We start from the raw sequence: 25,666 nt of genomic DNA, 5'->3' as shown, positions 1-25,666 counted from the left end.
ATCCTCCGACATTGGGATTGGGACATGAAGCTTGCGACTTTGAAAGATTCCACAAGGGACGGTCGGCTTGTCGTCGTCTCCCGCGACCTTACGCGCTGCTCCGAGGTCGGTCACATTGCCCGAACGCTGCAGGCAGCGCTCGACGATTGGGAGCATGTGGCTCCGAGGCTTGCGCTGATTGCTGAGGGTATCGAGACGGGAGCGCAGCCGACGATCCGTTTCCACGAACATGATGCTGCGTCGCCTTTGCCGCGGGCCTATCAGTGGGCTGATGGTTCGGCCTATGTCAACCATGTCGAGCTGGTGCGCAAGGCGCGCAACGCCGTGATGCCGGACAGCTTCTGGATCGATCCGCTGATGTATCAAGGCGGCTCGGACGGTTTCCTTGGTCCACGCGACCCTATCGTGATGGCTGATGAGGCCTATGGGATCGACATGGAAGGCGAGGTTGCCGTCATCGTCGACGATGTTGCGATGGGGTCCAGTCCGGAGGCTGCCCGCAGCGCCATCCGCCTGGTCATGCTCGTCAATGACGTGTCGCTGCGCAGCCTCATACCCGAAGAACTGGCAAAAGGATTTGGTTTCTTCCAGTCCAAGCCCGCATCGGCATTTTCTCCGGTCGCCGTGACCCCGGACGAACTCGGGGAAGCGTGGGATGGCGGCAGGCTGCATCTTCCACTGCTCGTAAGCTTGAACGGCAAGGCGTTCGGCAAGGCGAATGCCGGTATCGACATGACGTTTGATTTTGGCCAACTGATCGCCCACGCCGCCAAAACCCGCAATCTGGTGGCCGGCACGATCATCGGCTCGGGAACGGTTTCCAACAAGCTCGATGGTGGGCCGGGCAAGCCGATCGACGACGGAGGAGACGGCTATTCATGCATCGCCGAGATACGGATGATCGAGACCATTGAAACCGGATCGCCGAAAACTCCATTCATGCAGTTCGGAGACCAGGTCCGCATCGAGATGAAGGATCGGACTGGGCATTCGATCTTCGGAGCGATCGAGCAGACGGTCGAAAAATATGAAGGATCGAAGGCGCCATGAATGAGGTCGTTCTCTACGACTACTGGAGATCATCGGCGAGCTACCGTGTCCGCATTGCGCTCAATATGCTCGGGATCGGCTATAAAACCGTGTCGATCAACTTGCTGGAAGGCGAGCAGCGGAGCGCGGATTATCTGGCGCTCAATCCGCAGGGGTTCGTGCCGACGCTGGTGATCGACGGGAGGACGCTGACGCAGTCGCTCGCAATCATCGAATATCTCGCCGAACTTCGGCCGGAGTGCGGATTGATGCCACAGGACATTGCGGACCGGCAGCACGTGCGGGCGCTTGCTTACGCGATCGCTATGGACATTCATCCTATCTGCAACACGCATGTCGCGGCGCATGTCATGACCATAACGGACAAGGCCGACGCCCGCGACGAGTGGATGAAGCACTTCATCACGAGCGGACTTGGCAAACTGGAAGCAATGCTGGGCGAGAGCAAGGGAGAGTTCAGCTTTGGAGATCAGCCGACGATGGCGGATCTCTGCCTTGTTCCGCAGGTCTACAACGCCCGCCGCTGGGGGGTGGACATGACCGATTTCAGGCGCATAGCCGATATCGATGGCAAGTGCGCCAAACTGCCCGCCTTTCAGGCGGCGCATCCTGACCGCGTGAGACCATAACGGCAAATCCCGACTCATGACGAAGTCTGAAGAATCACTAGACTAAAGGGCCTCTTGGCGCGCCCAGAGGGGTCAAGGCTGGGCTGGCATCGAGAAATGCCACCATCCGTTTGATTTCGCGATGAAGAATCCTCCAGAGGACGTCTGAAGGAGAGGCTGCGAAGTCAGCCAACTTCAGGTTCAGGCAAGCCCCTTTTCGTACCCAGCATTTAAAGAATGGCGGAATCGAGTGGCCGATGCTCATTCAGAGCTTGGGCAAACATGCCGCCTGTTGGTTGTTGAGACGCTGGACTTAACGTTTAGGATTTGCGGGCATGACTACGATCGCTTCTTCCCTGACTGTCAATCAAATCAGACTTCTTTCGACAGCGTCGGTCGCGGCGTGGTCCACCGAAGATGTGGCATCGCTTTCCACAGCGCAGATCCAAGCGCTTTCTTCGGCTCAGATCGCAGCTTTGGATACGGAAGATGTTGACGTCCTCGATACCGAGCAATTGAGCGCCATTTCGCAAGGCGCCATAATTGGTTTGACGCTGGATCAACTGAGCGTTCTCGATAAGGTTTCTATTGAAAGTCTGAGTTCAGGCCAGGTTTCCGCGCTCACCACCACGCAGCTTCATGCTCTGACGACAGATCAGGCTGAGGCTCTGACGACGGATCAGGTCGGCGCCCTGAAGATGGCGCAACTCGCAGCCCTGAGTGCGGACGATATAGCGACGTTCTCGACCGCCGATATCGCGGCGATTGCCAGCAAAGCCGTCTCGGGTCTGGGCACGGACGCCGTCGCGGCGCTTTCTACCGATCAGGTTGCCGCGCTGACGACAAGCCAGGTCAGCGCCCTCAAGACGACGCAACTCCAGGCCTTGGATACCGATCAGCTCGAGACCCTGTCGACCGATCAGATTGCTGCCTTGAACAGCGGCGCGATTGCAGGTCTGAGCACCGATCAGATCGCGGCCTTGAGTACCGCTCAGGTCGAGGCTCTGACGCCGGCACAGGTGAAGTCGCTGAGCTCGACGCAGCTCGCGGTTCTTGGTGCGGATGACATAGCCACATTCTCGACCGCCGATATGGCGGCGATCACGAATAAGGGCATCCTGGGCTTGGTTACCAACATTGTGGGAGGTCTGAGCACCGACCAGATCGCCGCTCTGAGCACCAGCGCGGTCGCTGGCCTGACGACCGATCAGGTCGCGGCTTTGAGTGCTGATCAGGTTGAAGCCCTGTCGTCGACGCAGGTCAAGGTGTTGAGCTCGACGCAGCTTGCGGTCCTTGGCGCAGATAACATTGCGACATTCTCGACCGATGATGTCGCAGCGATCACGAACAGGGCCGTTCTCGGCTTGGATACGGATATGATCGCAGCGCTGTCGACCGATCAGATTGCTGCCTTGAACACCAATGCGGTCGCAAGTCTTACGACCGAACAGATTGCGGCCATGAGTACTGCTCAGGTCGAGGCCCTGTCATCGGCGCAGGTCAAGGTATTGAGTTCGACGCAGCTTGCGGCCTTGAGTGCGGAGGACATGGCGACCTTTTCCTCCGCCGATATCGGGGCAATCACGAACAAAGCGATCCCGGGCTTGAGCGCGGACGTCATCGCGGAGCTCTCCACCGATCAGATCGCCGCATTGACGACGCTTCAGATCACGGGCTTCACGACGAAGCAACTTGAGGCATTGAGCACGGAGCAGGTCGAAACCCTGTCGTCGGCGCAGGTGGCGTCGCTGAGCTCGACGCAACTCGCGGCCCTGGGCACAGCAGACATCGCGACGTTCTCCACCGCCGATATCGCGGCAATTGCCAGCAAGGCCGTGAAAGGCTTGAGCACGGAAGTTATCGCAGCGCTTTCCTCCGACAAGATTGCCGTGTTGACGACAGCCCAGATCGCCTCGCTTAAAACAACGCAGGTCGAGGCCTTGGACGCTGATCAGTTCGATGGCCTGTCGACCGCCCAGATTGCTGCCCTCAGCACCACCGCGATTGCAAGCCTGACGACCGATCAGATCGCCGGTTTGAGCACCGCCCAGGTCGAAGCCTTGTCGCCGGCGCAGGTCAAGGCCCTGTCCTCGACGCAGCTCGCGGTCCTAAGCACGGATGACATAGCGACATTCTCGACCGCCGATATCGCGGCGATCACGAGCAAAGGCATCTTGGGCCTGGGTACGGGCATTCTTGAAGCGCTCACCACCACTCAGATCGCCGCATTGAGCACTGTCGCGGTTCCAAAGCTGACGACCGATCAGATCGCAGCCTTGAGCACCGATCAGGTCAAGGCTCTGACCTCGGCGCAGGTCAAGGCTCTGACTTCGACGCAACTTGGGGCTCTCAGCACGGATGATATAGCGACCTTCTCGACCGCTGATATCGCTGTCATCACTGCCAAAGCCATACCGGGCCTGAGCGCGGACGTCATCGCAGAGCTCTCCACGAAGCAGATCTCCGTATTGACGACGGTCCAGATCGCTGCCCTCAAGACAGCGCAGATCGAGGCTTTGACCTCCGATCAGGTCGAGGCCTTGTCGTCGACCCAGGTGAAGGCGCTGACTTCGACACAACTTTCTGCCTTGAGCGCAGAGGATATAGCGACATTCTCGGCCGCCGATATCACGGCGATCGCCGGCAAGGCCATGCCCGGTTTGAGCACGGACATTGTCGCCGCCTTTACCACAAGTCAGATCGCTTCATTGACGACGGCTCAGCTCAGTGCCCTTACGACAGTACAGCTCCAGGCCTTGAGCACCGATCAGGTCGAGGCTTTGACGCCGACACAGGTCAAGTCGCTGAGCTCGACGCAACTTGCGGCCCTGAGCGCGGAGGATATAGCGACCTTCTCGACCGCTGACATCGCGGCGATCGCGGTCAAGGCCCTCCCGGGCATGAACACGGACACCGTCGCTGCGCTTAGTACCAATCAGATCGCTGTATTGACGACACTTCAGGTCGCAGCGCTCACAACATCACAGCTTACGGCCTTGAGCACCGATCAGGTCGAGGCTCTGTCGCCGACGCAGGTCAAGGCGCTGAGCTCGACGCAGCTTGCAGTTCTGAGCGAGGAGGACATAGCGACCTTTTCCACCGCGGATATCGTGGCGATCACCAGCAAAGCCCTGACAGGCTTGAGCACGGATACCGTCGCGGCGCTTTCCGACGATCAGATCGCCGTGTTGACCACGCTCCAGATCAATGCCCTCAAGACAGTACAGCTTCAGGCCCTGAGCGCCGACCAGATCGAAGCCATGTCGACCGTTCAGATTGCTGCCTTGAGCACCAGCGCGGTTGCAAACTTGACGGCCGACCAGGTCGAGGCTTTGAGCACCGATCAGGTGGGAGCCCTGTCCACGACGCAGGTGCGGTCGCTGACTTCAACGCAACTTGCGGCCCTGAGCGCAGAGGACATAGCTGTGTTCTCGACCGCCGATATCGCGGTGATCACGAACAAGGCTATATCGGGCCTGAGCGAAGATATTATCGGAGCCCTGTCGACTGTTCAGATTGCTGCCTTGAGCACCAGCGCGGTTGTAGGCCTGACGGCCGACCAGATCGACGCCTTGAGCACAGCTCAGGTCCAAGCACTATCCACGGCTCAGGTGAAGGTGCTGAGTTCAACGCAACTTGCGGCCCTGAGCGCAGAGGACATCGCGACCTTCTCAACCGCCGATATCGCGTCGATCACGAGCAAGGCCATGCCGGGCTTGAGCACGGATGTTGTCGCATCTCTCAGCGAAGATCAGATTGCTGCCCTGAGCACCAGCGCAGTTGTGAGCCTGACGGCCGATCAGGTCGAAGCCTTGAGCAGCACTCAGGTCGGCCTCCTCTCCGCTGCGCAGGTCAAGGCGCTGACTTCGTCGCAAGTCGCTGCCTTGGGTGACGATGTTACAGTCTTGTCCACCGACAAGATCGCCGTGCTGAGTTCATCGGGCATTACGGGCTTGACTGCCGATCAGATTACCGCCCTGAGCTCGGCTCAGCTCGACGCCCTGACCAGTACCCAGATCGGCGCACTCAGCTCGACACAGATCGCGGCGCTGAGCACGGGCGACATAGCGTCGCTTTCAACGACCCAAATCGCGGCACTGAGCACCGCTGGCGTCGCAGGACTTTCGACCAAGCAGCTCGCCGTCCTGAGCACCGATCAGATTGCGCTTCTGTCGACCAAGCAGATCGCGGCGCTGAGTTCGGCGCAGGTTGCTGCTTTGAGCACAGACGACATAGCGGCTCTTTCAACAGCCCAGATTGCTTCCCTCAGCACGGCTGGCGTTGCGGGATTGAGCACCAAGCAACTAGCGGTGCTCAGCACCAGTCAGGCTGAAGCCTTGACCAGCGCCGAGGTCGGCGCTCTCCATTCCACACAGATTGCCGCGCTTACTTCGGACGACATAGCAACCTTCTCGACCAAGGACATTGCGGCAATCAGTTCGAGTGCGATTCCGGGGTTGTCGACGGCGACGATCGCCTCCCTGACGACAGCCCAGATCGCGGCCCTGAGTACGCAGGGTATTGCCGCCCTGAGCACAGCGCAGATTGCAGCGCTGAGCACCGCTCAAGTGGAGGCCTTGACGAGCACCCAGGTCGGCGCGCTGAGCTCACGGCAGATCGGAGCCCTCGGCACGGACGACATAGCAACGTTTTCGACCAAGGACATTGCGGCGATCAGTTCGGATACCATCGCCGGATTGTCGACAGACACCGTCGCCTCCCTGACGACGACCCAGATCGCATCGTTGAGTACGGCAGATATCAATGTGCTCAGCACCAAGCAGATCGCGGCCCTGAACACGGCGCAGATGGAGGCTTTGACCAGCACCCAGATCGGAGCACTCAGTTCCACACAGCTTATGGTATTGGGGTCTGACGATATAGCGACCTTCTCGACGAAGGAGATCGCGGCGATCGGTTCGAATGCGATCCCAGGCCTGTCGACGGACGCGATCGCCTCCTTGACGACGGCTCAAATCGCGGCGCTGAGCACGGTCGGCGTCAGTGGACTGAGCACCAAGCAGATCGCGGCCCTGAGTACCGATCAGGTGGACGCTCTGACCAACGCTCAGGTCGGCGCGCTCGGCTCGCGACAGGTTGCGGCCTTGGGCACCGGCGACATCGCTACCCTTTCGGCAAGCCAGATCACCTCTTTGAGCACGGCGGGCATCGCAGGTCTGACCACCGATCAGATCGCGGCGCTCAGCACCGATCAGGTCGAGGCCCTGACCAGCACCCAGGTCGGCGCACTTAGCTCGAAACAGATTGCCTCCCTCAGCGCCGAGGATCTCGACACCTTCACTGCTGCGGAGATAGCCGTAATCACTTCGATTGCGGTCTCGGGCCTGTCGACGGCAACGATCGCCTCGCTGTCGGCGACCCAGGTCGCCGCACTTGGCACGGCGGGCATATCGGGTCTGACCACCGATCAGATCGCGGCGCTCAGCACCGTTCAATTGGACGCTTTGACGACCGCGCAGGTCGGCGCTCTCACCTCGAAGCAGATTGCGGTCCTCAGCACCGACGATATCGCTTCGCTCTCGTTGGAACAGGTCGCGGCACTTGGCACGGCGGGGATAGAGGGTCTGACCACGGATCAGATCGCGGTGCTCAGCACCGATCAGGTTGAAGCCTTGAGCAGTACCCAAGTGGGCGCGCTCAGCGCGAAGCAGATCGCGGCGCTCAGTGCGGACGATCTGGATACCTTCACCACTGCCGAAATGGCCGCGATCGGTTCAAGCGCGGTCTCGGGCCTGTCGACGGCAACGATCGCCTCGCTATCGGCGACCCAGATGGCGGCCTTGGGTACGGCGGCCATAGTGGGGTTGACCACCGATCAGATCGCAGTGCTGAGCACCGATCAGGTGGACGGCCTGACGACGGCACAAATGCACGCACTCAGCTCGAAACAGATTGCGGCCTTGAGCACCGCCGACATCGCCTCGCTTTCGCTGGAACAGGTCACGGCACTTGGCACGGCGGGGATAGAGGGTCTGACCACCAGCCAGATTGCTGCCCTGAACACCAATCAGGTCGAGGCGCTGACCAGTGTGCAGATCGGCGCCCTCAGCTCGAAACAGATTGCCGCCCTTAGCGCGCAGGATCTGGATACCTTCACCTCAGCCGAGCTTGCGGCAATCGGTTCGAGTGCGGCTTCGGGCCTGTCGACGGCAACGATCGCCTCACTGTCGGCCGCCCAAATCGCAGCGCTGGGTACGGCCGCCATTTCGGGTCTGACCACCGATCAGATCGCAGTGCTGAGCACCGATCAGTTGGACGCTTTGACGACGGCTCAGGTCGGCGCTCTGACCTCGAAGCAGATTGCGGCCATGACCACCGGCGACATCGCCTCGCTTTCGGAGGAGCAGGTTGCAGCACTTGGCACGTCGGGTATAGCGGGCTTGACCACCGATCAGATCGCGGTATTGAGCACCGATCAAGTCGAGGCACTGACAAGCGTGCAGATCAGCGCGCTCAGCTCGAAGCAGATTGCCGCCCTCAGCGCGGATGATCTGGATACCTTCACCACGACCGAGATCGCGGCGATCGGTTCAAGCGCGGTCTCGGGCTTGTCAACGGCAACGGTCGCCTCGCTGACGGCGTCCCAAGTCGCAGCCCTGGGGACAGCCGCCATATCGGGTCTGACCACCAACCAGATCGCAGTCCTCAGCACCGATCAGGTGGATGCCCTGACGACCGCTCAGGTCGGCGCTCTCACCTCCAAGCAGATTGCGGCCATGAGCACCGTCGACATCGCCTCACTTTCGGATGCGCAAATCGCCGCCTTAAGTTCGACGGCTGTTGCAGGCCTCGGCAGCGCGCAGGCCGGCGCCTTGACGGTTGAGCAGGTCGAAACGCTCTCGACCAGTCAGATCGCTGGATTGAGTTCGGAGGCGCTGAAGGGCCTGACCCTTGATATGCTGGACACTTTCTCACCGGAAGAACTCGGTGCGATTAGCTCAAGCGCGATGAAGGGGCTATCCACGGACTTTATCGTGACGCTTTCCGCCACCGAAATTGCGGCCTTGAGCACGGCAGGCGTTGCGGGATTGAGCAGCGACCAAGTCGCAGTTCTTAGCGAGGAGCAGGTCGAAGCGCTTTCCACCAGTCAGATCTCCGCATTGAGTTCCACCGGGCTTGCCGGGTTGACCACCACGGATCTGGAAACCTTCTCGACGGAGGAACTTACGGCGATTAGTTCGACGGCGATCAGAGGATTGTCCACGACCGCCATCGCGTCCCTATCCTCCGACGAGATTGCGGCTTTGACGACAGGCCAGATTTCTTCGCTGAGCTACGCCCAGGTGGCGGCAATGAGCACTGCGCAAATCGAAGCGCTGTCGACATCGCAGGTCGGCTCCTTCGACGTCATGCAGGCCGCAGCACTGGATGCTACCGACCTCGCCGCGTTTTCAACCGAGCAGATCATCTCTCTGAGCACGAGCGCGATTTCGGGACTGAGCACCAGTGCGCTGGCCGCCTTGTCAACGTCCCAGGCTGAAGCCTTTACGTCAGGTCAGCTCGCTTCCATGACGTCGGCACAGCTCGCGGCGTTGACGACGAGCAGCTCCGCGTCAGACGCTTTGTCCTACCTGACGGTCTGACGTTCGGAGGTGACCAGATGGCAAATGGACAACTATTATGATCGGCTGGTCATCATTGCTGTGCAGAACAAGGCATTGAGCCTGCCGAGGCAGGCTCAAGCGTGATGGAGTTCTGTTCCCTGGATAGCCGAAAGCTTCCAGTCGGAACCGGGCTGGCGCACGAAGGTCCAGACTTCGGTGGTCTCAGACGCATTGCGATCGTCGCCGTCGACGAGTCGGCCCGTCGTGCGGTCGAGCAGCGCGTCGACGCTCGAATAGCGCATGGCAAGAGTGGCATATTCGGCATTGCCTTCGCGCCAGGCTTCTGAAATATCGCCCTGCAGCAGACGAACGTTGGAAACGCTGTTGCGGACGCCTTTGGTTGCATTCTCTCCGAGCTCCTCGGCAAGATAGGACATTGCCTCCGGCGTGGTTAGACGGCGTAGGGTGTTGTAGTCCTCGGCGCCATAAGCCGATTGGACTTCCGTCAGAAGCTGTTCGAAACGGTCGAGATCGGCTTGCGACAGCCCGATCTCGTCATTGGCATGTCTTTGCGGCGCCTGGCTCGCAGCGCCACCGCCTATCGTCGGAATGGAGAAGGAAGAAGGCCGCGGCGCGCTCATATTGTATGACGCGTTCGATCCCGATGCCGAATAAGAGGTTCGCTGCCGGTTGGCGAAAAACCGCATGGCGAAGCTGATGGCCGCGACGATCAGGCCGATCTGCAGCAGCATGCCAAGGAAACCGAAGCCGCCGCCGAACCCGTGTCCGAGCAGAATGCCGAGAAGACCGCCCGCTATCAATCCGCCGATCATCGACCGGCCGAAACCGTTGAAGAGGCTGGGACGCGGCTGCGTATTGATCGGCGACTGCGTTTGGGTTTGGGTCTGCGGCCGGGGCGTCATGGTTCGGTCGATGGGAGCGGCCTGCGTCGGAGCTGTGCGGGTTATGGCCGGAGAGTCAAAGGTTCGCGTCCCGCGGCTGCCGAATCCACTAAAACCGCCGGCTCGACGCGCATCGGCATCGCTGAAGCTCGCAAGGGACGTAGCAACGGCAAGGGCGACGATGACTGCAAGCTGAGTGAAACGCGGAACTGCACCGGGCATTGTTTCTCCTGTCCTTAGGCAGAAAGATGACTTGTTCCGTATATATAGGAACGCGGCTTGCGATTAAAAGTTGGCGGGAAGTTCGCCTTTGCGCCTGCCTGTTCCGTGTGTCGGCAAGATCGTTGCCCTCCGTCAGCAGCGTTTCCAACGGGAAGAGGCGGCATGGAGCATCGAGGAGATGAAAGCCTTCTGGCGCAGATCGCTTAGCTCAGTGTCTGCCAACTCATTGTTTTGAAGTTCACCGGGGGCATAGTCGGGACTGGATCGCCGATCCCCTCCGGTGCGAGCGGGCAGATTGCCCAAAAGCCACTGCATCACATGCATGCGATACAGAAGCCCGGACAAGATATGGAAGCGGGCTTTCTTGTTTGCGGCCGCCTGCCAATCCTGGGAGGATGCGTTCGGATCATGGTCTTCCGGATACATTTTCGCGGCTCCGTATTGGATGTTTGCCATCGGCCTCCGAAGCCACTGCAACTCCGCTCGTCCTAGTGATACCGGTGCGCAAGCTCGACATCGAAATGCGGGGGCGCATCGGAGGTGATCGGCACAAAACGACCTTTTACCCGGAACACTTTTTCGATGAGCCCAGTGCCGGCCAGAACCTTGGGATCACCGTCGAAGACCAGATTGCCTCTGTCGAGCAATGAGATCTGATCGCAAACCGACATTGCCTGGTTGAGATCGTGGATCGCCATGATGATGGTGACACCCTTTTCCCGGCTGAGCCGGTGGGCGAGATCGAGAACCTCCACCTGGTAGCCGATGTCGAGGAACGAGGTCGGCTCGTCGAGCAGCAAAATCCGTGCTTCCTGCGCAATCGCCGCCGAGATCCAAGCCCGCTGGCGCTCGCCGCCGGACAGTTCCCGCAGGCTCCTGTCGGCATAACCGTGGAGCCCTGTGCTTTCCAGCGCCCAGCGAATGGCATCCTCATCCCGCGGACCATAGCTTTTGAACAGGCCGACATGCGCGAAGCGACCTTGCCGCACCAGTTGCGCCACGGTCATCTCGTCAGGCGCGGCCGGTTGCTGCGGCAGGAAGGCAAGCTGTTTGGCCAATTGTCGCCGCGACATGGATGTGATCGGCCTGCCATCGATCTCCGCGTTCCCACCGGCCGGTTTGATCAGACCGGAAAGGGCTTGCAGGGCCGTGCTCTTTCCGGAGCCGTTGGGTCCGATCAGCGCGCGGATTTCGCCTGGCCTGAAGGAGAGATCGAGGCCGTTCAGCGCTCTTCGAGGACCATAGGCGACGGATAGGCGGGAGCAGGACAGCAGCATGGCATCCTCATGGGGTTTTGCGAAGAAGTGCGATGAGCACAGGAACGCCACAGATCGCCGTGACGATGCCAATCGGGATTTCGTCGGCCTGCCCTATCAGCCGGCCGACAAGATCTCCAAGGGGCACGGTCACCGCGCCGAGGGCGACCGTCAACGGCAGAATGAGGGCATTGCGTCTGCCGGCAAGAAAGCGGGCAAGGTGAGGCACGATGAGCCCGATGAAGACGATCGGGCCAACCGTGCCAACCGCGCTTGCCGCAAGAGCGCAGGACAGGAGCAGAGCAAGCGAAAACTGCCGCTTGTAAGAAAGCCCGAAGGATTGGGCCATCGGGGCTTCGAAACGCAGGAGTTCCAGTGGCCGTCGGATCATGGGCAAGACGGCGAGACCGGCAATCGTATATGGAAACAGAAATGCGGCATGTTCCCAACTCCGCGCGTAGAGACTGCCCGAAAGCCATTCCAGCAGCACTTCGATCCGCGCAGAGCCCCAGCCTGCGATCAATCCGATGGCGAGAGCTTGCAGGACGGCTCCCACGGCAATGCCGCAAAGCGTGATGCGAAGCGGCCCCAAATCGAGGCGAAACGCCAGCAGATAGATGATGCCGCCGGCCAGAAGACCACCCACCGTGCCAACGGCGGGCAGCCATTCAAGGGGGAGCTCGGCGACAGTCGTCGATCCCGTATAGTGAATATAGACTGTGAATAGCAGGAAGATGGTGACTGCAAGCGTTGCCCCCTGAGAGACACCCATGATCGATGGATCGGCGAGGGGGTTGCGGGTAACGCTTTGAAGAATAAGGCCGGAAACAGCCAGATGAATGCCAGCCAGTATTCCCGTGACGATACGAGGCAGGCGGATGTCCATGATGATCGATTGCGCCTGCTGCGAGCCGCCTCCCGTGAACACTGCGATGACATCCGATGCCGGAATATCGGCCACCCCAACGAACACCGCCAGGACGAAGGAGAGGAGCGCGATGAAGACAAAGACGAGCAGGAATCCGGTGCTGCCGGTGTTTCGGAGCGGCAAGGAAGTGGCCATGATCACGCTTTTCCCTCGAACGAGAAGCTGCGGCTTTGCACGAGGTAGATGAACAACGGCCCTCCTATCAGCGCCGTGACGATCCCGACCGGAAGCTCTTGAGGAGCAGCAACGCTGCGCGCGATCACATCGGCGGCAACGACCATCAGGCCACCGAGCGCTGCGGTCAGGGCAATGGTCCATCCCGGACCGTTTGGCCTCAAAAGCCGGGCGATATGCGGCGCGGCCAAACCGACGAACGCGATAGGACCGGCCACCGGCGTAACACCCGCTACGGGGAAAACCGCCAGAAGCAGCAGCAACGGCTTCCAAAACGAGAGCTGCAATCCCATCCCGGCCGCCGCCTGTTCGCTGAGGGCGAGAAGGCCGATCACTCGCTGGCATGCCAATGCGCCGGCGGTGCCGATGAGCACCCATGGGGTCATGTATGTGAGCTGCGTCCACGAACGTCCCTGAAAGCCGCCGGACAGCCAGAAAAGCAATGATGGCACCTGCGGTCCGCTCAACAAGAGGACGTATGTCGTGACCGCGCTGAGGAACAAAGAGATGCTGATGCCGCCAAGCGCCAGATGCAAAGGTCGCCCTCTGCCCCCGCGTGAGACCCAGAAGGTCAACAGCGCAGCCGCCAAACCGCCCGCCAGTCCGACCAATGAATAATATACGGACGAAAGCCACGGTACGAAGACGAAACAGAAAACGATTGGTGTCACCGCTCCGGATGTCACGCCGGTCAGGCCCGGCCCGGCAAGCGGGTTGCGCGTCAGGGTCTGCAGAAGATAACCGGAGACGCCGAGACCGGCGCCCCCGATGAAAGCCGCAAGGCTGCGCGGCAGCCGCAATGTCCATACGAGAATGGAATCGATTTTCCCGTCGGGAGCTAACAGGACCGTCCAAAGAGCACGCGGCTGAAGGGGCTTTGCGCCGATCAGAAGCCCGCCGGCGACGACGATCGCGGCAGCGACCACGATCATCATTGTCATCACCAGCGATCGAAGGTCATTCCGTGGCCGCGTGGCGGCCGCAAGCCTGATCAATTCTGCAGCTCGGTCGGAATCAGCTTGGCCGCCTCCGCCTTGACATCGACGGCAGGGAAGGTGTCAGGGTAGAGGTAATGGGCGGCCTCACGCAGCACCAGCTCGCGGGCGATCGGACCATTGGTTTCCACCCACTCGTCGCCGACATAGAACACGCGACCGTTCTTGACTGCCGAGAGCTGCTGCCAGATGGGATTGTTCTCATGCGGACGATCCGGTCCGCTGTCATAGACGAAGATCACCTGCGGATCTTTTTCCAGCATCGTTTCGAGGCTCAGTTCCTGGCCGAACTTACCGTTCTGCGTCATCGGGCCGGCAATATTGTCGCCTCCGAGCGCTGCAACGATCGACGCCGCGGTGTTTTCCGTATGGAAGGAGAAGGGGGTATCGCCCGCCCACATGATCTGGAAACGCGGGTGCACATCCTTCGGCGCCTTCGCGGCGAAATCTTCGAGATCCTTCTTGAAAGCGGCATTCAGTTCTTCGCCACGCTGCGGATTTCCGAATAGCTTCGAAAGGTCGCTGACCTCCTGATAGCTTTGGCTCAGAAGCTCCATATTATAGGCGACATAGGGCGCGATCTTCTCGAACTGTGCAGCGTTGCCGACGGTATAGCGTTTCATGGCAATGATGACGTCGGGCCGGACTTCCGACAGCAGTTCGAGATTGGGCTTTGCCCGTTGCCCGATCTGCTTCATGTCCTTTGTTAGGCCGAGAAGGTAGTCCGGTTCGCGTCCGGCCGTCATGTAGGTGGTCGCAACAGGCTTGATGCCGAGGGCCAGCGCGACATCGACCGCGAGGTAGGAAACCGAAGCAATCCGTTTGGGGTTGACCGGGGCCTGCACGGTCACACCACGATCATCCACGATCGAAAGCGTCTGTTTTTCCTCTGCGAAAGCGCTTCCCGAGATCAACATGACAATAATGCTTGCAATATTACACACGCTCAACACGCGCCGCCTCATGGCGAACCTCCAGGTCAATATTTGTTACAACATAACGTTCATTCGACAGGCACAGCCTGTCCGCCGCTCAAGGAGAAACGGCACCTCGGCGCTTTTGCCCGAAAAACTTGATCGTTATTGTCTGCTTTAACGACAAAACATGATGAATACAATCATCTTTTGGCGCGGCGTGCGGAATATCGTCATGCCTTTCCGCCAAACCCGACGGGTGCCCGATATTCTGGGTCTTGCGGCATGGCCGATGCCATTCTCAGGTCCGCAATGAAGCGCCACCACAGCAGAAAGCTGGTCGCTCCAAATCCGACGCAAAGGCCGAACCAGATGCCGTAACTGCCCCAGCCGATCCAATATCCGCAGACCGCCATGGCCGGGATGCCGATCAACCAGTAGCCGATGAGCGTGTTTGTCAGCCCAGCCTTCGTGTTTCCGAGCCCCCGCAGCAGCCCGATGCAGATATTTTGAGAACCTTTGAAGAACTGATGGGCTATGGCGAACCAGAGGAGCGTCGTTGCGGCGGCGAGCACGGCCGGATCGGCCTCATCACCCAGGAAGGGGCGCAGCACCGCCTGCGGAAGCAAGACGTAGAGGAGCCCAACAGCCGTCATGATGGAAAAGCTGATCGTGAAGGTGCGCCTCGCGACCGCGCCGATTTCACCAGTCTGCCCTTTTCCGGCCGTGCGGCTCACCAGGATCGACGAGCCTTGAGACAGCCCGATATTGGCTTGGTAGACGATATAGGCGAGCTGATTGACGATGTTGGAAGCGGCGAGAGCGACCGGACCGAACGTCCCCATGAAGACGGTCGCGATCGAGGTGATTGCCGCTTCGGAACCGTAGGTCAATGCGATCGGCGTTCCCATCCTGGCGATTTTTCTTATCGTCGCAGGCTGCGCCCGCCATCCATCCAGCGCGAGGAGGGCGTTCAGTTTTTCGTCCCGCCGGACCGTGCGCAAATAAACGAAAAAGGTCCATATCTGGACAAGCGTGGTCGCCAGACCGATGCCTGCAAGACCCAGTTTCGGCAAGCCGAGCCATCCGTAGATGAAAGCGGCATCGAGCAAAGCGTTGACGCCGATCGAGATGATCGTAACCCGCAAGAGGGAGCCAGCGCGACGCATTCCGACCGCAAACTGACGCAGGACATTGAGCCAGAGCATTGGCAATAGGCCCGGTGCGAGGGTCAGCATAATCGGCTTCGCAAGCTCGACGACCTCGCTGCTCTGCCCGAGAAAGACCAGGCAATAGCTGAGCGCGACGAGGACAATGCCCGCGGCGATCGCCACGATTGTCGCAAGCAGCATGGACGCACGAAGCAAATCACGAATTTCGTCATGCGCAGTGGTGTCAATGGATGAGGTGCCGGTTCTTTTTTCTCCTCGGCCGACCGAGGCGGCAATCATGTTGCCGACGCCCGTTACCATGCCGACGCACATCGTACGCAGTTGGTTATAGAGCAGGATCGCGAGACCGCCGGCAGCAACCGCTTGGACACTGATGAAGCCCATCATCAGGAGATCGGTGCTGGTAAGAGCGACCTGAGCGAACTGAATGCCGGCAATGGGCGCGGCGAGCGCGATGATTTCCCGATAGTTCCGAAATTGCATTGTGGCCACGTCGTTATGCTCCCACCGCTGCGGCGGTTCGAGATGCCAGATATATCGATTCCCGGTACGCATCGAAGAGCCGATGCAGTCGCCGATGTGCTGTCTCGTCGAACAGATGACGCTCCCGAAGCCACTCATCGTCGTAAATGGTATCGAGATATTTTTCGCCCGCGTCACAGACCAGGACCACCATTGTGCTGTTCGGCTCGATAAGGGCCAAACGCTTGAGTGCCACATGGATCCCGGCGCCGGCGGTGCCGCCGACAAGCATTCCCGTTCGGCGAGCGACAACACGGGCAGCAGTGAACGCATCGATGTCGCCGACCGTCAGTCCCTCATCGATCAGAGCGTGATCGACATTGGGGCCGACGGTAAATCCGCCCGGCGCGCCGGCGCCGGTCTGCCAATATTTGCCGGGTCGTCCTCCGAAGATAATCGATCCTGTCGGTTCGACGCCGATGCTCGTTACCTGCGAGCCGAGGCGGCGCAACTCCCTTACCGTTCCGCATAGAGTGCCGCCGGTGCCGACCGCGCCGACGAGATAGTCGACATCCGTGCCGAGGTCACGCAGCAGTTCGGCCGCGAGGCCAACATAACCATTGTTGTTGTTGGGGTTATGGTGCTGATCCGGCCAGAATGCACCTGTTTCCTTGGCAATTTCCCCCGCGACGCGCCGCCGCTCGACAGTGCTTGGGCCTTCTCCCTTGCCCTCGATAAAAACGAGATCGACGCCCATGGCCTTCATCGCCCGAAGCTTGTCGCGCGATGCGTGGCTGTCTACGACTGCGGTAAACTTATAGCCCCGTTCGATCGCCGCAAGCGCCAGGCCCGTTCCGGTATTGCCCGAGGTCGGCTCGACGATGCAGCCGCCCGGCTTCAGTTTTCCGTCCCGCTCGGCCGCCAAGATCATTTCCCGCGCCATTCGAACCTTGCAGGAGCCGGTCGGGTTGAACTGTTCCAGTTTGAGCAGCAATCGACTGCCGGATCCCGTCCGGGCAAGTTCCAGCAACGGCGTGTCGCCAATCAGCTCGGAGCATGTGGTTACCACTCGTTCAGCAGGCCGGCTAATGTGTCTGGTCATTGATCCATTCTCCAGGTGAAACGTTCGCCTTGCCGGGCCACAACAATCTTGGGCGGCAAGGCGAGCTGGTGAAACTCACTCTCGTTCTTGTCCATCTGATAGCCGGCGGTATTGGGGTAGATGATCAGATCGCCATACCGAGGTGCCGCGGGAAATGCGATCTTGCGCCAGGTCAGAACGTCATATTCCATGCAACTGGAGCCGCCGATCGCTGCCCGAACGGGCTCCTGCGGGCGGGCTTCTCCCCTTTGCACCAGAACAGGGGTCGGCAGAAACTCGCTGTTTTTCCATTGTTCCGACAAGCTCATGCTGAGGCCGGCGACGGTAACGATGCCGTGCTCTGCATTTTTCTTGAAACCCTGCACCGGAAAAACCGTGATTCCCGCACCGTCGAGAAGGGCTCGACCCGGCTCGAGGTATAGTTGCACGTCCGCAGCGATCAGCTTCGATGCGAGCGTTCCCTCTGCATCTCGGCTTTGCAGGATCGCGTCGAGCATGGCGGCGCCCGTGGGGGCCTGGTAGTAGGGATAGAAGTGGCTGAAGCTCTTTTCCGCATGAAAATCAGCCGGATCAGCTAGTTCCTTGAAAGCTTTCCAATCGGGCTCTTCGACATAGGTGCAGGCAAAGCCTCCGCCTATGGAAATGGCGGATGCCGGAAAGCCCTGTCGGCGTGCTTCCAGGCATTGGTCGATCAACATCGATGCCAATTCGGCGCGCGGCTGCACCGCATAGCCGTCGAGGTGGAACGAAAAGCCATCCATGATCAGGTGGGCTCCGGCCTTCGCGCAGCGCTCGAGCGCCACGCGAAGGTCATTTGAATTGAGTCCGAAGCGGCTGTTCTGCCCTGAGGGCGGCAGCACACGCAGCAGGACTCGCAAGGGAGCGGTGTCCGCCGCGATGCCGATCGCCCGCTCCATTTCGTCCAGGGCGTCGATGGCAACGGTTGCACCGTGGCGGCAAGCCAGCCACAAGAGATCGTTGCTCTTGGCGGCGCCCGTCACGCCAATATTCTCACCCCGAACGCCGTTGGCCAGCGCATGAACAAATTCGGGTATGCTGGCGACGTCCACTGATCCGTGCAGCCTTGCAACCTCACGCAGCCATGCGCCCGCCTTATTGGCTTTCTTGCCGAAATAAACATGTCCTGCCACGTTCCTTTCCCGCAGAATGCGCTGGAAGGCCGCGAGATTGTCGGCAAAGCTCTCGGGATGGATGATGTGAAACGGGCCATCCGTGGCGCCGTGAATCTGGCTCAGCAGCTCAATGTCCTGCCTGACGGCGGTCGCCCAGGCCTGTTCACGAGCGCGCATCGAATTGATCATTAGCTCCATAGTTCGACCCGCTTGCCGCGGCCGGCGGCAATCCCTCTGGTGGCCAATGCATGGGCGACAGGGATATCCGTGATGATCATGCCGCTGCTGAAGGCGAACACCCGGTCCTCTTGGGTGTTGCGCCCGGGTTTGCGGCCGCCGACGATTTCAGGCAGTTCTGCGTCGATTCTGGCAACGCCGTCCGGGCCGGCGAGCCTCTTTCCGGTGACGCCCAACTGACCCTCGTTCGTCGCGATCGCATAGTCCGCATCGTGCAATGCGCCCGATTCAACCCCCTTGCTGGCAACCGAGATCAATAGACCACCGGGCTTGAGCCACTTGGTCTGGACTTTGGGGTGGGCGGCCCGGCCGGAGGCGGCCACGACGATATCGGACGCTGCGACAGCTTCCGGGACATCCTTCACCAACTCGATCTCACGATCGGGAAAATACTTGGCAAATGTGGAGAGGCTCGCGGCAATCCCGTCGGGATGCGTGCCAAAGAGGCGCAGGGTTTGCAGGCGGGGCAGGGCGGTCAGAAGATATGGCAGCGTATTGATGCCCTGCGCACCTGTCCCGATCATCAGCACCGATCGAGCGTCCTCCTTGGCGCAATGCTTGGCAATGATCGCGGTCGTCGCCGGAGTGCGCGAACCGCCAACGCGATGGCAATCCATGAACGCGAAGGGAAGCCCGGTCGTGTCGTCATAGAGGCTGATCGTGGTGTAGTATTTTTCGGCGCTTTCGCTGCCTTGGCGATAGGAGGTCTTGAACCCGACCTGTTCGAGCGCGCCATCATATCCGAGCATCGAATAGGATACCGCATCCCGCTGCTCGTTCGGGAGCGGCATCATAAGCTTGGTCGGGCAACGCGACTGTCCGTTGGCATAGGACAAGTAGGCGTCTTCGACGAGTCGAATGACCTCCGCCGGCGGCAGCTCGATATCCGATAGGTCGGAACGTGTGAGGATATGGATGGCAGGCGTGTGCATGAACGTCTTGGTCATCGTCGATGCCTTTCGATGTTGCCGATGTGATGTGAGGTGAAAAAAGGGGCGGCGCTGAGCGAGCGTTTCGCTCATCCGACCATCGGGATGGGAGGATCTGCGCTGGGCCGTTTGGCCTCTCGCCTTAGGAGGGAGCCATTGAATGTTTGGCGCTTGGGCTGGGGTCGGGATGCCGGAGATCCCTCAAAGGAATATCGCAAGCCGGCGGCGGGCCTTCGAAAATGTGGCGCGTCGTTTTGCAGGGGAATTTTCGGCCGCTGCGCGCCATCTCGAAAATCATGTCGGGAGTGATTGTCTCACCCAGCCGCCATGCTTCCACCCGGACGGTGTCGTAGTCCAAAAGAACAACTGGCAGGACTTTGAAGCCAAGGCGTTGCGCAATGGTGAGCCTGTGGTGCCCGTCCATGACGAACCAATCGCCGCGATGGACGGTGATCGGCCGCGTCCACCGGCCGGATTGGACGATCTCCTGTTCGAGCTCGTTTACCCTGTCACTGTCGATTTCTTCGGTTGGAATGAGCCTCCTGGGGTCGAGAAGCTGGTACTGAACAATGCTCGTTTTCATTCACGCCTCCCCGACGTCATGATTTGCGAGAGCGCAAGCCGGATCGTTTATGAGCGGGAACTTACACCCTTTTAAGATGCAGTCAATAAAAGATGATGAAAATAATCAACTTTAGAATTAAACTAAGAATCTATCTAAAACAGTGCGTTAGAATCTGGCTAACAAAAGTATAACAACTATTGATAGTATAAGAGGTTGTGCGAAAATGAGCCATGCGATGCTGTCGCAAAGCCCATATGGCATGGAACACGCGGCGGGGTCTCATGTGCTCGTCATTCTGCTTGTCAGATAGTTTTTCGGCAATTTGTCGTTCCGATCATCCTTTGCGCCGACCGCCAACGTGGGTCGCTGAATGGGGAGGACGACGCGCAAATCCGGCGTTTGTATTCAACGAAAGCTGACGGGAAGGTGATTGTCTTTGTTGCTGCTATGCGCCTATGTTGCCGCATCGATTGCCCCCGGAGGAGTTGCACCATGGAATATCGTCGTCTTGGAAAGTCGGGTCTGCAGGTCAGCGAATTCTCGTTCGGATCGTGGGTTACCTTCGGCCGACAGGTCGAAGGCAGCGATGCCGTAAGTCTGATGTCGCGTGCCTACGACAGCGGCATCAATTTCTTCGACAATGCCGAGGGCTATGAGAGCGGGAAATCCGAAATCGTTATGGGTGAAGCCCTGAAATCGCTGGGCTGGAGCCGGGATAGCTTCATCGTTTCGAGCAAGGTGTTTTGGGGTGGCCAGAAGCCGACCCAACGGGGCCTGTCGCGCAAGCATGTTACGGACGCCGCTCACGCTGCGCTGAAGCGCCTGCAGGTGGATTATCTCGATCTCTATTTTTGCCACCGGCCCGACATCGATACCCCGATCGAGGAAACGGTTCGCGCCATGCACGATCTCGTTACCCAGGGCAAAATCCTCTATTGGGGTACGTCGGAATGGTCAGCCCAGCAATTGACCGAAGCCTATGCTGTGGCCCGCGATCTGCGCATCACGCCGCCGACGATGGAACAGCCGCAATACAATATTTTCGAACGCCAGAAGGTCGAGGGTGACTACCTGCCGCTTTATGACCTGATGGGCTTGGGTACCACGATCTGGTCGCCGCTCGCATCGGGCGTTCTGACCGGCAAGTACAATAAGGGGGTGCCGAACGACAGCCGCATGAACCTGCCGGGTTATGAATGGCTGAAGGAGAGATGGGCGAGCGACGCCGGCCGCGCTCGGCTTGCCCAGGTGGTGGAACTGGCTGATCTCGCGGAAGAGATCGGCATTTCGATCACCCATATGGCTCTGCTCTGGTGCCTTTCGAACCCCCATGTGTCCACGGTGATCCTCGGCGCCTCGCGCATGAGCCAACTGGAGGACAACCTGGCAGCGCTGGCACACAGAGATAAGCTGACACCCGAGGTGTTGGCTCGTATCGACGCCATCGCCGGAAACAAGCCGGCGGCTCCGCAGCGGTTCTGAGCCAGGAGCAGCCTGCGAGGTTTATGACCGGAATACCATCATGACCCCTTCGAGATTTTGATGAATTAAATCAAAACGACGCGTTCACGCCATATTCAGGCAAATATTATCATGTTTGAAAGCGTTCCTTAACTGAGTCGAAGACTTGAATCGTATGGCGTGCGGCGTCGGAGGTGGTCATGATGAAAAAGACAGTTCTTTCGGTTTTCTTTACTGCAGTGTTTGCAAGCAGCACATTGATTGGTGGTTTTGCCCAAGCGCAGCAATATGACTGGCGGGACGGCCCGCCTCCGGAACGGCGTCATCATCATCACCATGATGGAAATGTAATCGCTGGCGGCGTTGCAGCCGGGCTTATCGGCGGCATAATCGGCGGCGCAATCGCCAATGGTGGTGGAGTGTATGAGCCTGCACCGCCGCCGCCGAGATGCTGGCATGAGAGCCGTCCTGTTCAGAACGAATATGACGACGGATATCATTACGAGCGCGTGCGCGTCTGCGATTAAGAGCCTTCCTTTCGCCCTGAACGGCAGATCGGCTCTCGGTCCCAAGGCCTGATATGGCCGGTAAAATATCGGATGCTTTCAATAAGCACCTATTCAGAGCACCCCGCTTTCTGGTGGACCACCGAAAGCGGGGTGCTCTGGTTTCAAAGAGCAGCCTGTATGCGTTAAAACCCAGGGCGCTAGGCGGTGTGAGAACCGTTGGCGACGATGACGGGGGTCAACAGGTCGCCCCAGTTGCCGTTGCCGCTGTGATGGCGAGCGGAACGTACCAGCTCGACGGAGACTCCAGCCTCGACCGCATCCATAACGACCTGGTTGAGGCGATGCAGCTCATTAGCCAGCATGCGGATAACAGCCTGTTGGTCGGCATTCATGCTCGAAGACTGTTCTTCGGTTCTTTCGCTGATGCGTGCGATGGATGGCATTGTCGTTCTCCTCCGATTGATGGTTATTTATTCCGCAGCCGGCTTGAATTGCGCGTGCTCGGTCGATTCATGCATGGCGGTAGTCGAAGACTGGCCGCCGGTGATTGCCAGTGAGACGGCGTCGAAATAGCCGGTGCCGACCTCGCGCTGATGCTTGGTGGCGGTGTAGCCATTGGCTTCGGCCGCGAACTCCGCTTCCTGCAGTTCCGAATAGGCCGCCATCTGGCGAGCCTTGTAGCCGCGGGCAAGCTCGAACATGCCGTAGTTCAGTTGATGGAAGCCCGCGAGCGTGATGAACTGGAACTTGTAGCCCATCGCTCCGAGTTCGCGCTGGAACTTGGCGATTGTCGCGTCATCGAGGTTTTTGCTCCAGTTGAAGGACGGCGAGCAATTGTAAGCGAGCAGTTTGCCCGGATGAACCCGGTGCACGCCTTCGGCAAATTTTCGCGCCTGCTCCAGATCCGGCTTCGATGTCTCGCACCAGATCAGGTCGCAATGCGGTGCATAGGCGACGGCGCGGGCGATACAGGGCTCGATGCCATTCCTGACCCGATAGAAACCCTCCACGGTGCGGCCGGCTTCGTAATCGACGAAAGGACGATCGCGTTCATCGATATCGGATGTCAGAAGCTTGGCTGCTTCGGCATCGGTGCGGGCGATGACCAGTGTCGAAACACCCATGACATCGGCCGCCAGACGAGCGGCATCGAGATTGCGGATATGGGCCGCAGTCGGGATCAAAACCTTGCCGCCGAGATGACCGCACTTCTTTTCCGAAGCGAGTTGGTCTTCGAAATGCACGCCGGCAGCGCCAGCCTCGATATAGGCCTTCATGATCTCGAAAGCGTTGAGCGGCCCGCCGAAACCAGCCTCCGCATCGGCGACGATCGGCGCGAACCAGGTTTCGACCGAAAGGCCCTTGCCTTCGGCAATCTCGATCTGATCGGCGCGCTGCAGCGTGCGGTTGATCCGCTTTGCGAGCTCCGGCCCGGCATTGGCCGGATAGAGCGATTGGTCGGGATACATGGCGGACGCCGTATTGGCATCGGCCGCAACCTGCCAGCCGGAAAGATAAATTGCCTTCAGACCGGCGCGAACCATCTGCATCGCCTGGTTTCCTGACAGCGCGCCGAGCGCATTGACGAAATCCTCTTCGTGGATGAGCTGCCAAAGACGGTTCGCTCCCATCTCGGCTAGGCTATGGCGAATAGAGATCGATCCACGCAGCCGCCTGACATCGTCAGCCGTATAGGGCCGCTCTATGCCGTCGAAGCGGCCAGCAGGCGCCGCCGAAATGAGTTTGTAAAAATCAGTCATAGCAGTTTTCCTTCTCCCAACCACTTGCGTTTCGTGATGTGACTAAATTTACATTGCAGTGCGGCGTGAAGCCAATGAAAACGGCCCAATCCCGAATTGAAAAGGGTTAGGATGTCTTGCGCTTGACAAGATGGCGCGGTAAATTTGTCAAATCTGTAAATCTTTGCGGCTGGACAATTTTGTAAAAGGAATGACAGATGGCTGAGCGCAAGATCTTTGCCGGCCCCCGGATGCGGCGCATTCGCAATGGCCTCGGTTTGACGCAGACGGCCATGGCGCAGGCGCTGGAGATTTCCCCTTCTTATCTCAATCTCATCGAGCGCAATCAGCGGCCGCTGACCGTACAGCTCCTCTTGAAGCTCTCTTCGGTTTATCGGGTCGATCTCGACGAACTCCGGGGCGAGGCCGGAGGCGGCGCCGGACAGTTGCGCGAGGTCTTTGCAGATCCGCTATTGGCGGGAGAAATCCCGGGAGAACAGGAACTGATCGAAGTTGCCGAAGCGGCGCCGAATGCTGCGAATGGCATGATCAGGCTTTACCGCGCCTATCGTGAGCAGGCGGCGCGGCTGTCCGACCTGGCCGAGCTTCTCGCGCGTGAGGGCCGTGTTCCGGCGCTGGCCGGCCCGCGCCTGCCGCTCGATGAAGTGCATGACAGGCTGGAGCATCGTGCGAATTTCTTCGCCGGCATCGAAGACGCGGCCGAGGCCTTTCATGCGAGGCTGGCGCCGGGAGACGACCTGGCGGCGGCGCTGAAGACATGGCTTCGCAGCGAGCATGGCATTGCCGTGCGCACGCTGCCCGTCCACGCCATGCCGAACCTGCGCCGGCGCTATGACCGCCACTCGATGCGGCTCTTTCTGTCGGAGCGTCTGTCCCCTTTCGATCAGTTGCAAGAGATTGCGACCGAAGTCTCGCTGCTGGCGTTGCGCGAGGAAATTCATGCCGAGCTCGAGCTGTTATCGCTGTCGACGCCGGAAGCAAACCGCATTGCCCGCTTCGAATTGGGGCGCTACGCCGCGCATGCGCTGATGATGCCGTACGGTGCCTTCCACAACGCGGCGCAGCGTTTGCATTACGATATTGACGCGCTGCGCGCCCGTTTCGGCACATCCTATGAGCAGGTGGCCAGCCGCCTGACGACCCTGCAGCGGCCGGGTGCGGCCGGCATTCCCTTTTTTCTGATGGAGATCGACGGGGCAGGGCATCGCCTGCGCAAGGTGGGGGCTCAAGGCTTTCCGCAGGCGCGCTTCGGTGGCGGCTGTCCCAAGCTCAATGTTCATGCTGCTTTTGCACAGCCTGGACAGATTCTGGTCGAAGCGGTCGAAATGCCAGATGGTACCGGCTTTCTGACGATATCGCGCACGATCGAGGGTCCGCAGGCCAATTTCGGCGAAAGAGTTCGCCGCACCGCGCTTCTCGTTGGCTGCGATCTCGGATTTCGGGAGGAAATTGTCTATGGCAAGGCTCTTGCCGTGGCTCCGATCGCAATCGGCACCGCCTGCCGTCTCTGCGAGCGTCAGGGTTGTCTTGCAAGGGCCGAGCCGCCGGTGACGCGGCCTCTCGGGCTCGATGAAATGGCCGCCGGGCTCAGTGTCTTCGATTTCCAGTGATGCCGGTAATCGGTCCTGTTGCATCGAACAGCCGCTAGGGCCGCTGGCAGGAACCAGCCAAGATCGCCTTGGCGGCTCTCTTCGGCTGGTTCCAGCTATTCGCGCCAGAGAT

General features: G+C 59.7%; 19 protein-coding genes. 6 read left to right on the top strand and 13 right to left on the bottom strand.

The annotated features are described in order from the left end of the window. Positions 1–24: 24 nt before the first annotated feature. From ACXHXG_RS26630 to ACXHXG_RS26620, 3 genes are all read left to right on the top strand, one after another. On the top strand, positions 25–1,050 hold the full coding sequence (locus tag ACXHXG_RS26630) for a fumarylacetoacetate hydrolase family protein (protein ID WP_457901286.1): 1,026 nt from the start codon (positions 25–27) through the stop codon (positions 1,048–1,050). Beyond that, positions 1,047–1,679 carry a maleylacetoacetate isomerase gene (gene maiA, locus ACXHXG_RS26625; protein WP_285169763.1) on the top strand — a complete coding sequence of 211 codons (633 nt, stop codon included), beginning with the start codon at positions 1,047–1,049 and terminating at the stop codon, positions 1,677–1,679. Before ACXHXG_RS26630 ends, maiA begins: the two co-directional genes overlap by 4 nt. Before the next feature lie 314 nt (positions 1,680–1,993). Further along, positions 1,994–9,262 carry a beta strand repeat-containing protein gene (locus ACXHXG_RS26620; RefSeq protein ID WP_457901285.1) on the top strand — a complete coding sequence of 2,423 codons (7,269 nt, stop codon included), beginning with the start codon at positions 1,994–1,996 and terminating at the stop codon, positions 9,260–9,262. Positions 9,263–9,357: 95 nt separating this feature from the next. Here ACXHXG_RS26620 and ACXHXG_RS26615 read toward each other — a convergent pair whose 3' ends face one another. From ACXHXG_RS26615 to ACXHXG_RS26565, 11 genes are all read right to left on the bottom strand, one after another. After that, entirely contained in the window at positions 9,358–10,347 is a 990-nt protein-coding gene (locus ACXHXG_RS26615) for a Tim44 domain-containing protein (protein WP_457901284.1), read from the bottom strand. A 132-nt stretch (positions 10,348–10,479) separates the two neighbouring features. Then, positions 10,480–10,773 (bottom strand): hypothetical protein, encoded by a 294-nt coding sequence (locus ACXHXG_RS26610; RefSeq protein WP_104827213.1) that lies wholly within the window; start codon positions 10,771–10,773, stop codon positions 10,480–10,482. Positions 10,774–10,835: 62 nt separating this feature from the next. Then, on the bottom strand, positions 10,836–11,624 hold the full coding sequence (locus ACXHXG_RS26605) for an ABC transporter ATP-binding protein (protein ID WP_457901283.1): 789 nt from the start codon (positions 11,622–11,624) through the stop codon (positions 10,836–10,838). A gap of 7 nt (positions 11,625–11,631) precedes the next feature. Then, positions 11,632–12,666, bottom strand: a complete 1,035-nt coding sequence (locus tag ACXHXG_RS26600; protein WP_457901282.1) for a FecCD family ABC transporter permease — start codon at positions 12,664–12,666, stop codon at positions 11,632–11,634. 2 nt (positions 12,667–12,668) lie between these two features. Beyond that, on the bottom strand, positions 12,669–13,646 hold the full coding sequence (locus ACXHXG_RS26595) for a FecCD family ABC transporter permease (RefSeq protein ID WP_457901281.1): 978 nt from the start codon (positions 13,644–13,646) through the stop codon (positions 12,669–12,671). A 50-nt stretch (positions 13,647–13,696) separates the two neighbouring features. Then, entirely contained in the window at positions 13,697–14,617 is a 921-nt protein-coding gene (locus ACXHXG_RS26590) for an ABC transporter substrate-binding protein (RefSeq protein ID WP_457901280.1), read from the bottom strand. A 230-nt stretch (positions 14,618–14,847) separates the two neighbouring features. Continuing rightward, on the bottom strand, positions 14,848–16,269 hold the full coding sequence (locus ACXHXG_RS26585; RefSeq protein WP_457901401.1) for an MATE family efflux transporter: 1,422 nt from the start codon (positions 16,267–16,269) through the stop codon (positions 14,848–14,850). A 13-nt stretch (positions 16,270–16,282) separates the two neighbouring features. Continuing rightward, positions 16,283–17,350 (bottom strand): PLP-dependent cysteine synthase family protein, encoded by a 1,068-nt coding sequence (locus ACXHXG_RS26580; protein WP_283051710.1) that lies wholly within the window; start codon positions 17,348–17,350, stop codon positions 16,283–16,285. Beyond that, complete coding sequence (locus tag ACXHXG_RS26575; protein ID WP_457901279.1) at positions 17,347–18,660, bottom strand: type III PLP-dependent enzyme domain-containing protein; 1,314 nt, start codon at positions 18,658–18,660, stop codon at positions 17,347–17,349. The genes ACXHXG_RS26580 and ACXHXG_RS26575 overlap by 4 nt, the downstream gene beginning before the upstream one ends. An 11-nt stretch (positions 18,661–18,671) precedes the next feature. Next, positions 18,672–19,667: an ornithine cyclodeaminase gene (locus tag ACXHXG_RS26570; RefSeq protein ID WP_457901278.1), complete on the bottom strand. Its 996-nt coding sequence runs from the start codon at positions 19,665–19,667 to the stop codon at positions 18,672–18,674. Between the two features lie 124 nt (positions 19,668–19,791). Continuing rightward, complete coding sequence (locus ACXHXG_RS26565) at positions 19,792–20,232, bottom strand: ParB N-terminal domain-containing protein (protein WP_285169280.1); 441 nt, start codon at positions 20,230–20,232, stop codon at positions 19,792–19,794. Between the two features lie 474 nt (positions 20,233–20,706). On the opposite strand from ACXHXG_RS26565, the gene ACXHXG_RS26560 reads away from it, so the two are divergent. Together ACXHXG_RS26560 and ACXHXG_RS26555 are read left to right on the top strand one after the other, a co-directional pair. Further along, positions 20,707–21,696 carry a potassium channel beta subunit family protein gene (locus tag ACXHXG_RS26560; protein ID WP_457901277.1) on the top strand — a complete coding sequence of 330 codons (990 nt, stop codon included), beginning with the start codon at positions 20,707–20,709 and terminating at the stop codon, positions 21,694–21,696. A gap of 179 nt (positions 21,697–21,875) precedes the next feature. Next, the gene (locus ACXHXG_RS26555) at positions 21,876–22,202 is read left to right on the top strand and encodes a hypothetical protein (protein WP_104827204.1); all 327 of its coding nucleotides are present in this window, start codon (positions 21,876–21,878) and stop codon (positions 22,200–22,202) included. 179 nt (positions 22,203–22,381) lie between these two features. On the opposite strand, the gene ACXHXG_RS26550 is transcribed toward ACXHXG_RS26555, so the two are convergent. Together ACXHXG_RS26550 and aceA are read right to left on the bottom strand one after the other, a co-directional pair. Continuing rightward, positions 22,382–22,627 carry an SMc00767 family acetate metabolism repressor gene (locus ACXHXG_RS26550; protein ID WP_104827203.1) on the bottom strand — a complete coding sequence of 82 codons (246 nt, stop codon included), beginning with the start codon at positions 22,625–22,627 and terminating at the stop codon, positions 22,382–22,384. 27 nt (positions 22,628–22,654) lie between these two features. Then, positions 22,655–23,944 carry an isocitrate lyase gene (aceA, locus tag ACXHXG_RS26545; protein WP_104827202.1) on the bottom strand — a complete coding sequence of 430 codons (1,290 nt, stop codon included), beginning with the start codon at positions 23,942–23,944 and terminating at the stop codon, positions 22,655–22,657. A gap of 197 nt (positions 23,945–24,141) precedes the next feature. Here aceA and ACXHXG_RS26540 point away from each other — a divergent pair, with 197 nt between their 5' ends. After that, positions 24,142–25,554 (top strand): helix-turn-helix domain-containing protein, encoded by a 1,413-nt coding sequence (locus ACXHXG_RS26540; RefSeq protein WP_457901276.1) that lies wholly within the window; start codon positions 24,142–24,144, stop codon positions 25,552–25,554. Positions 25,555–25,666: the final 112 nt, after the last annotated feature.

This window comes from Rhizobium sp. LEGMi-198b (assembly GCF_054114205.1).
This window is presented reverse-complemented; position numbering and strand designations above follow the sequence as displayed.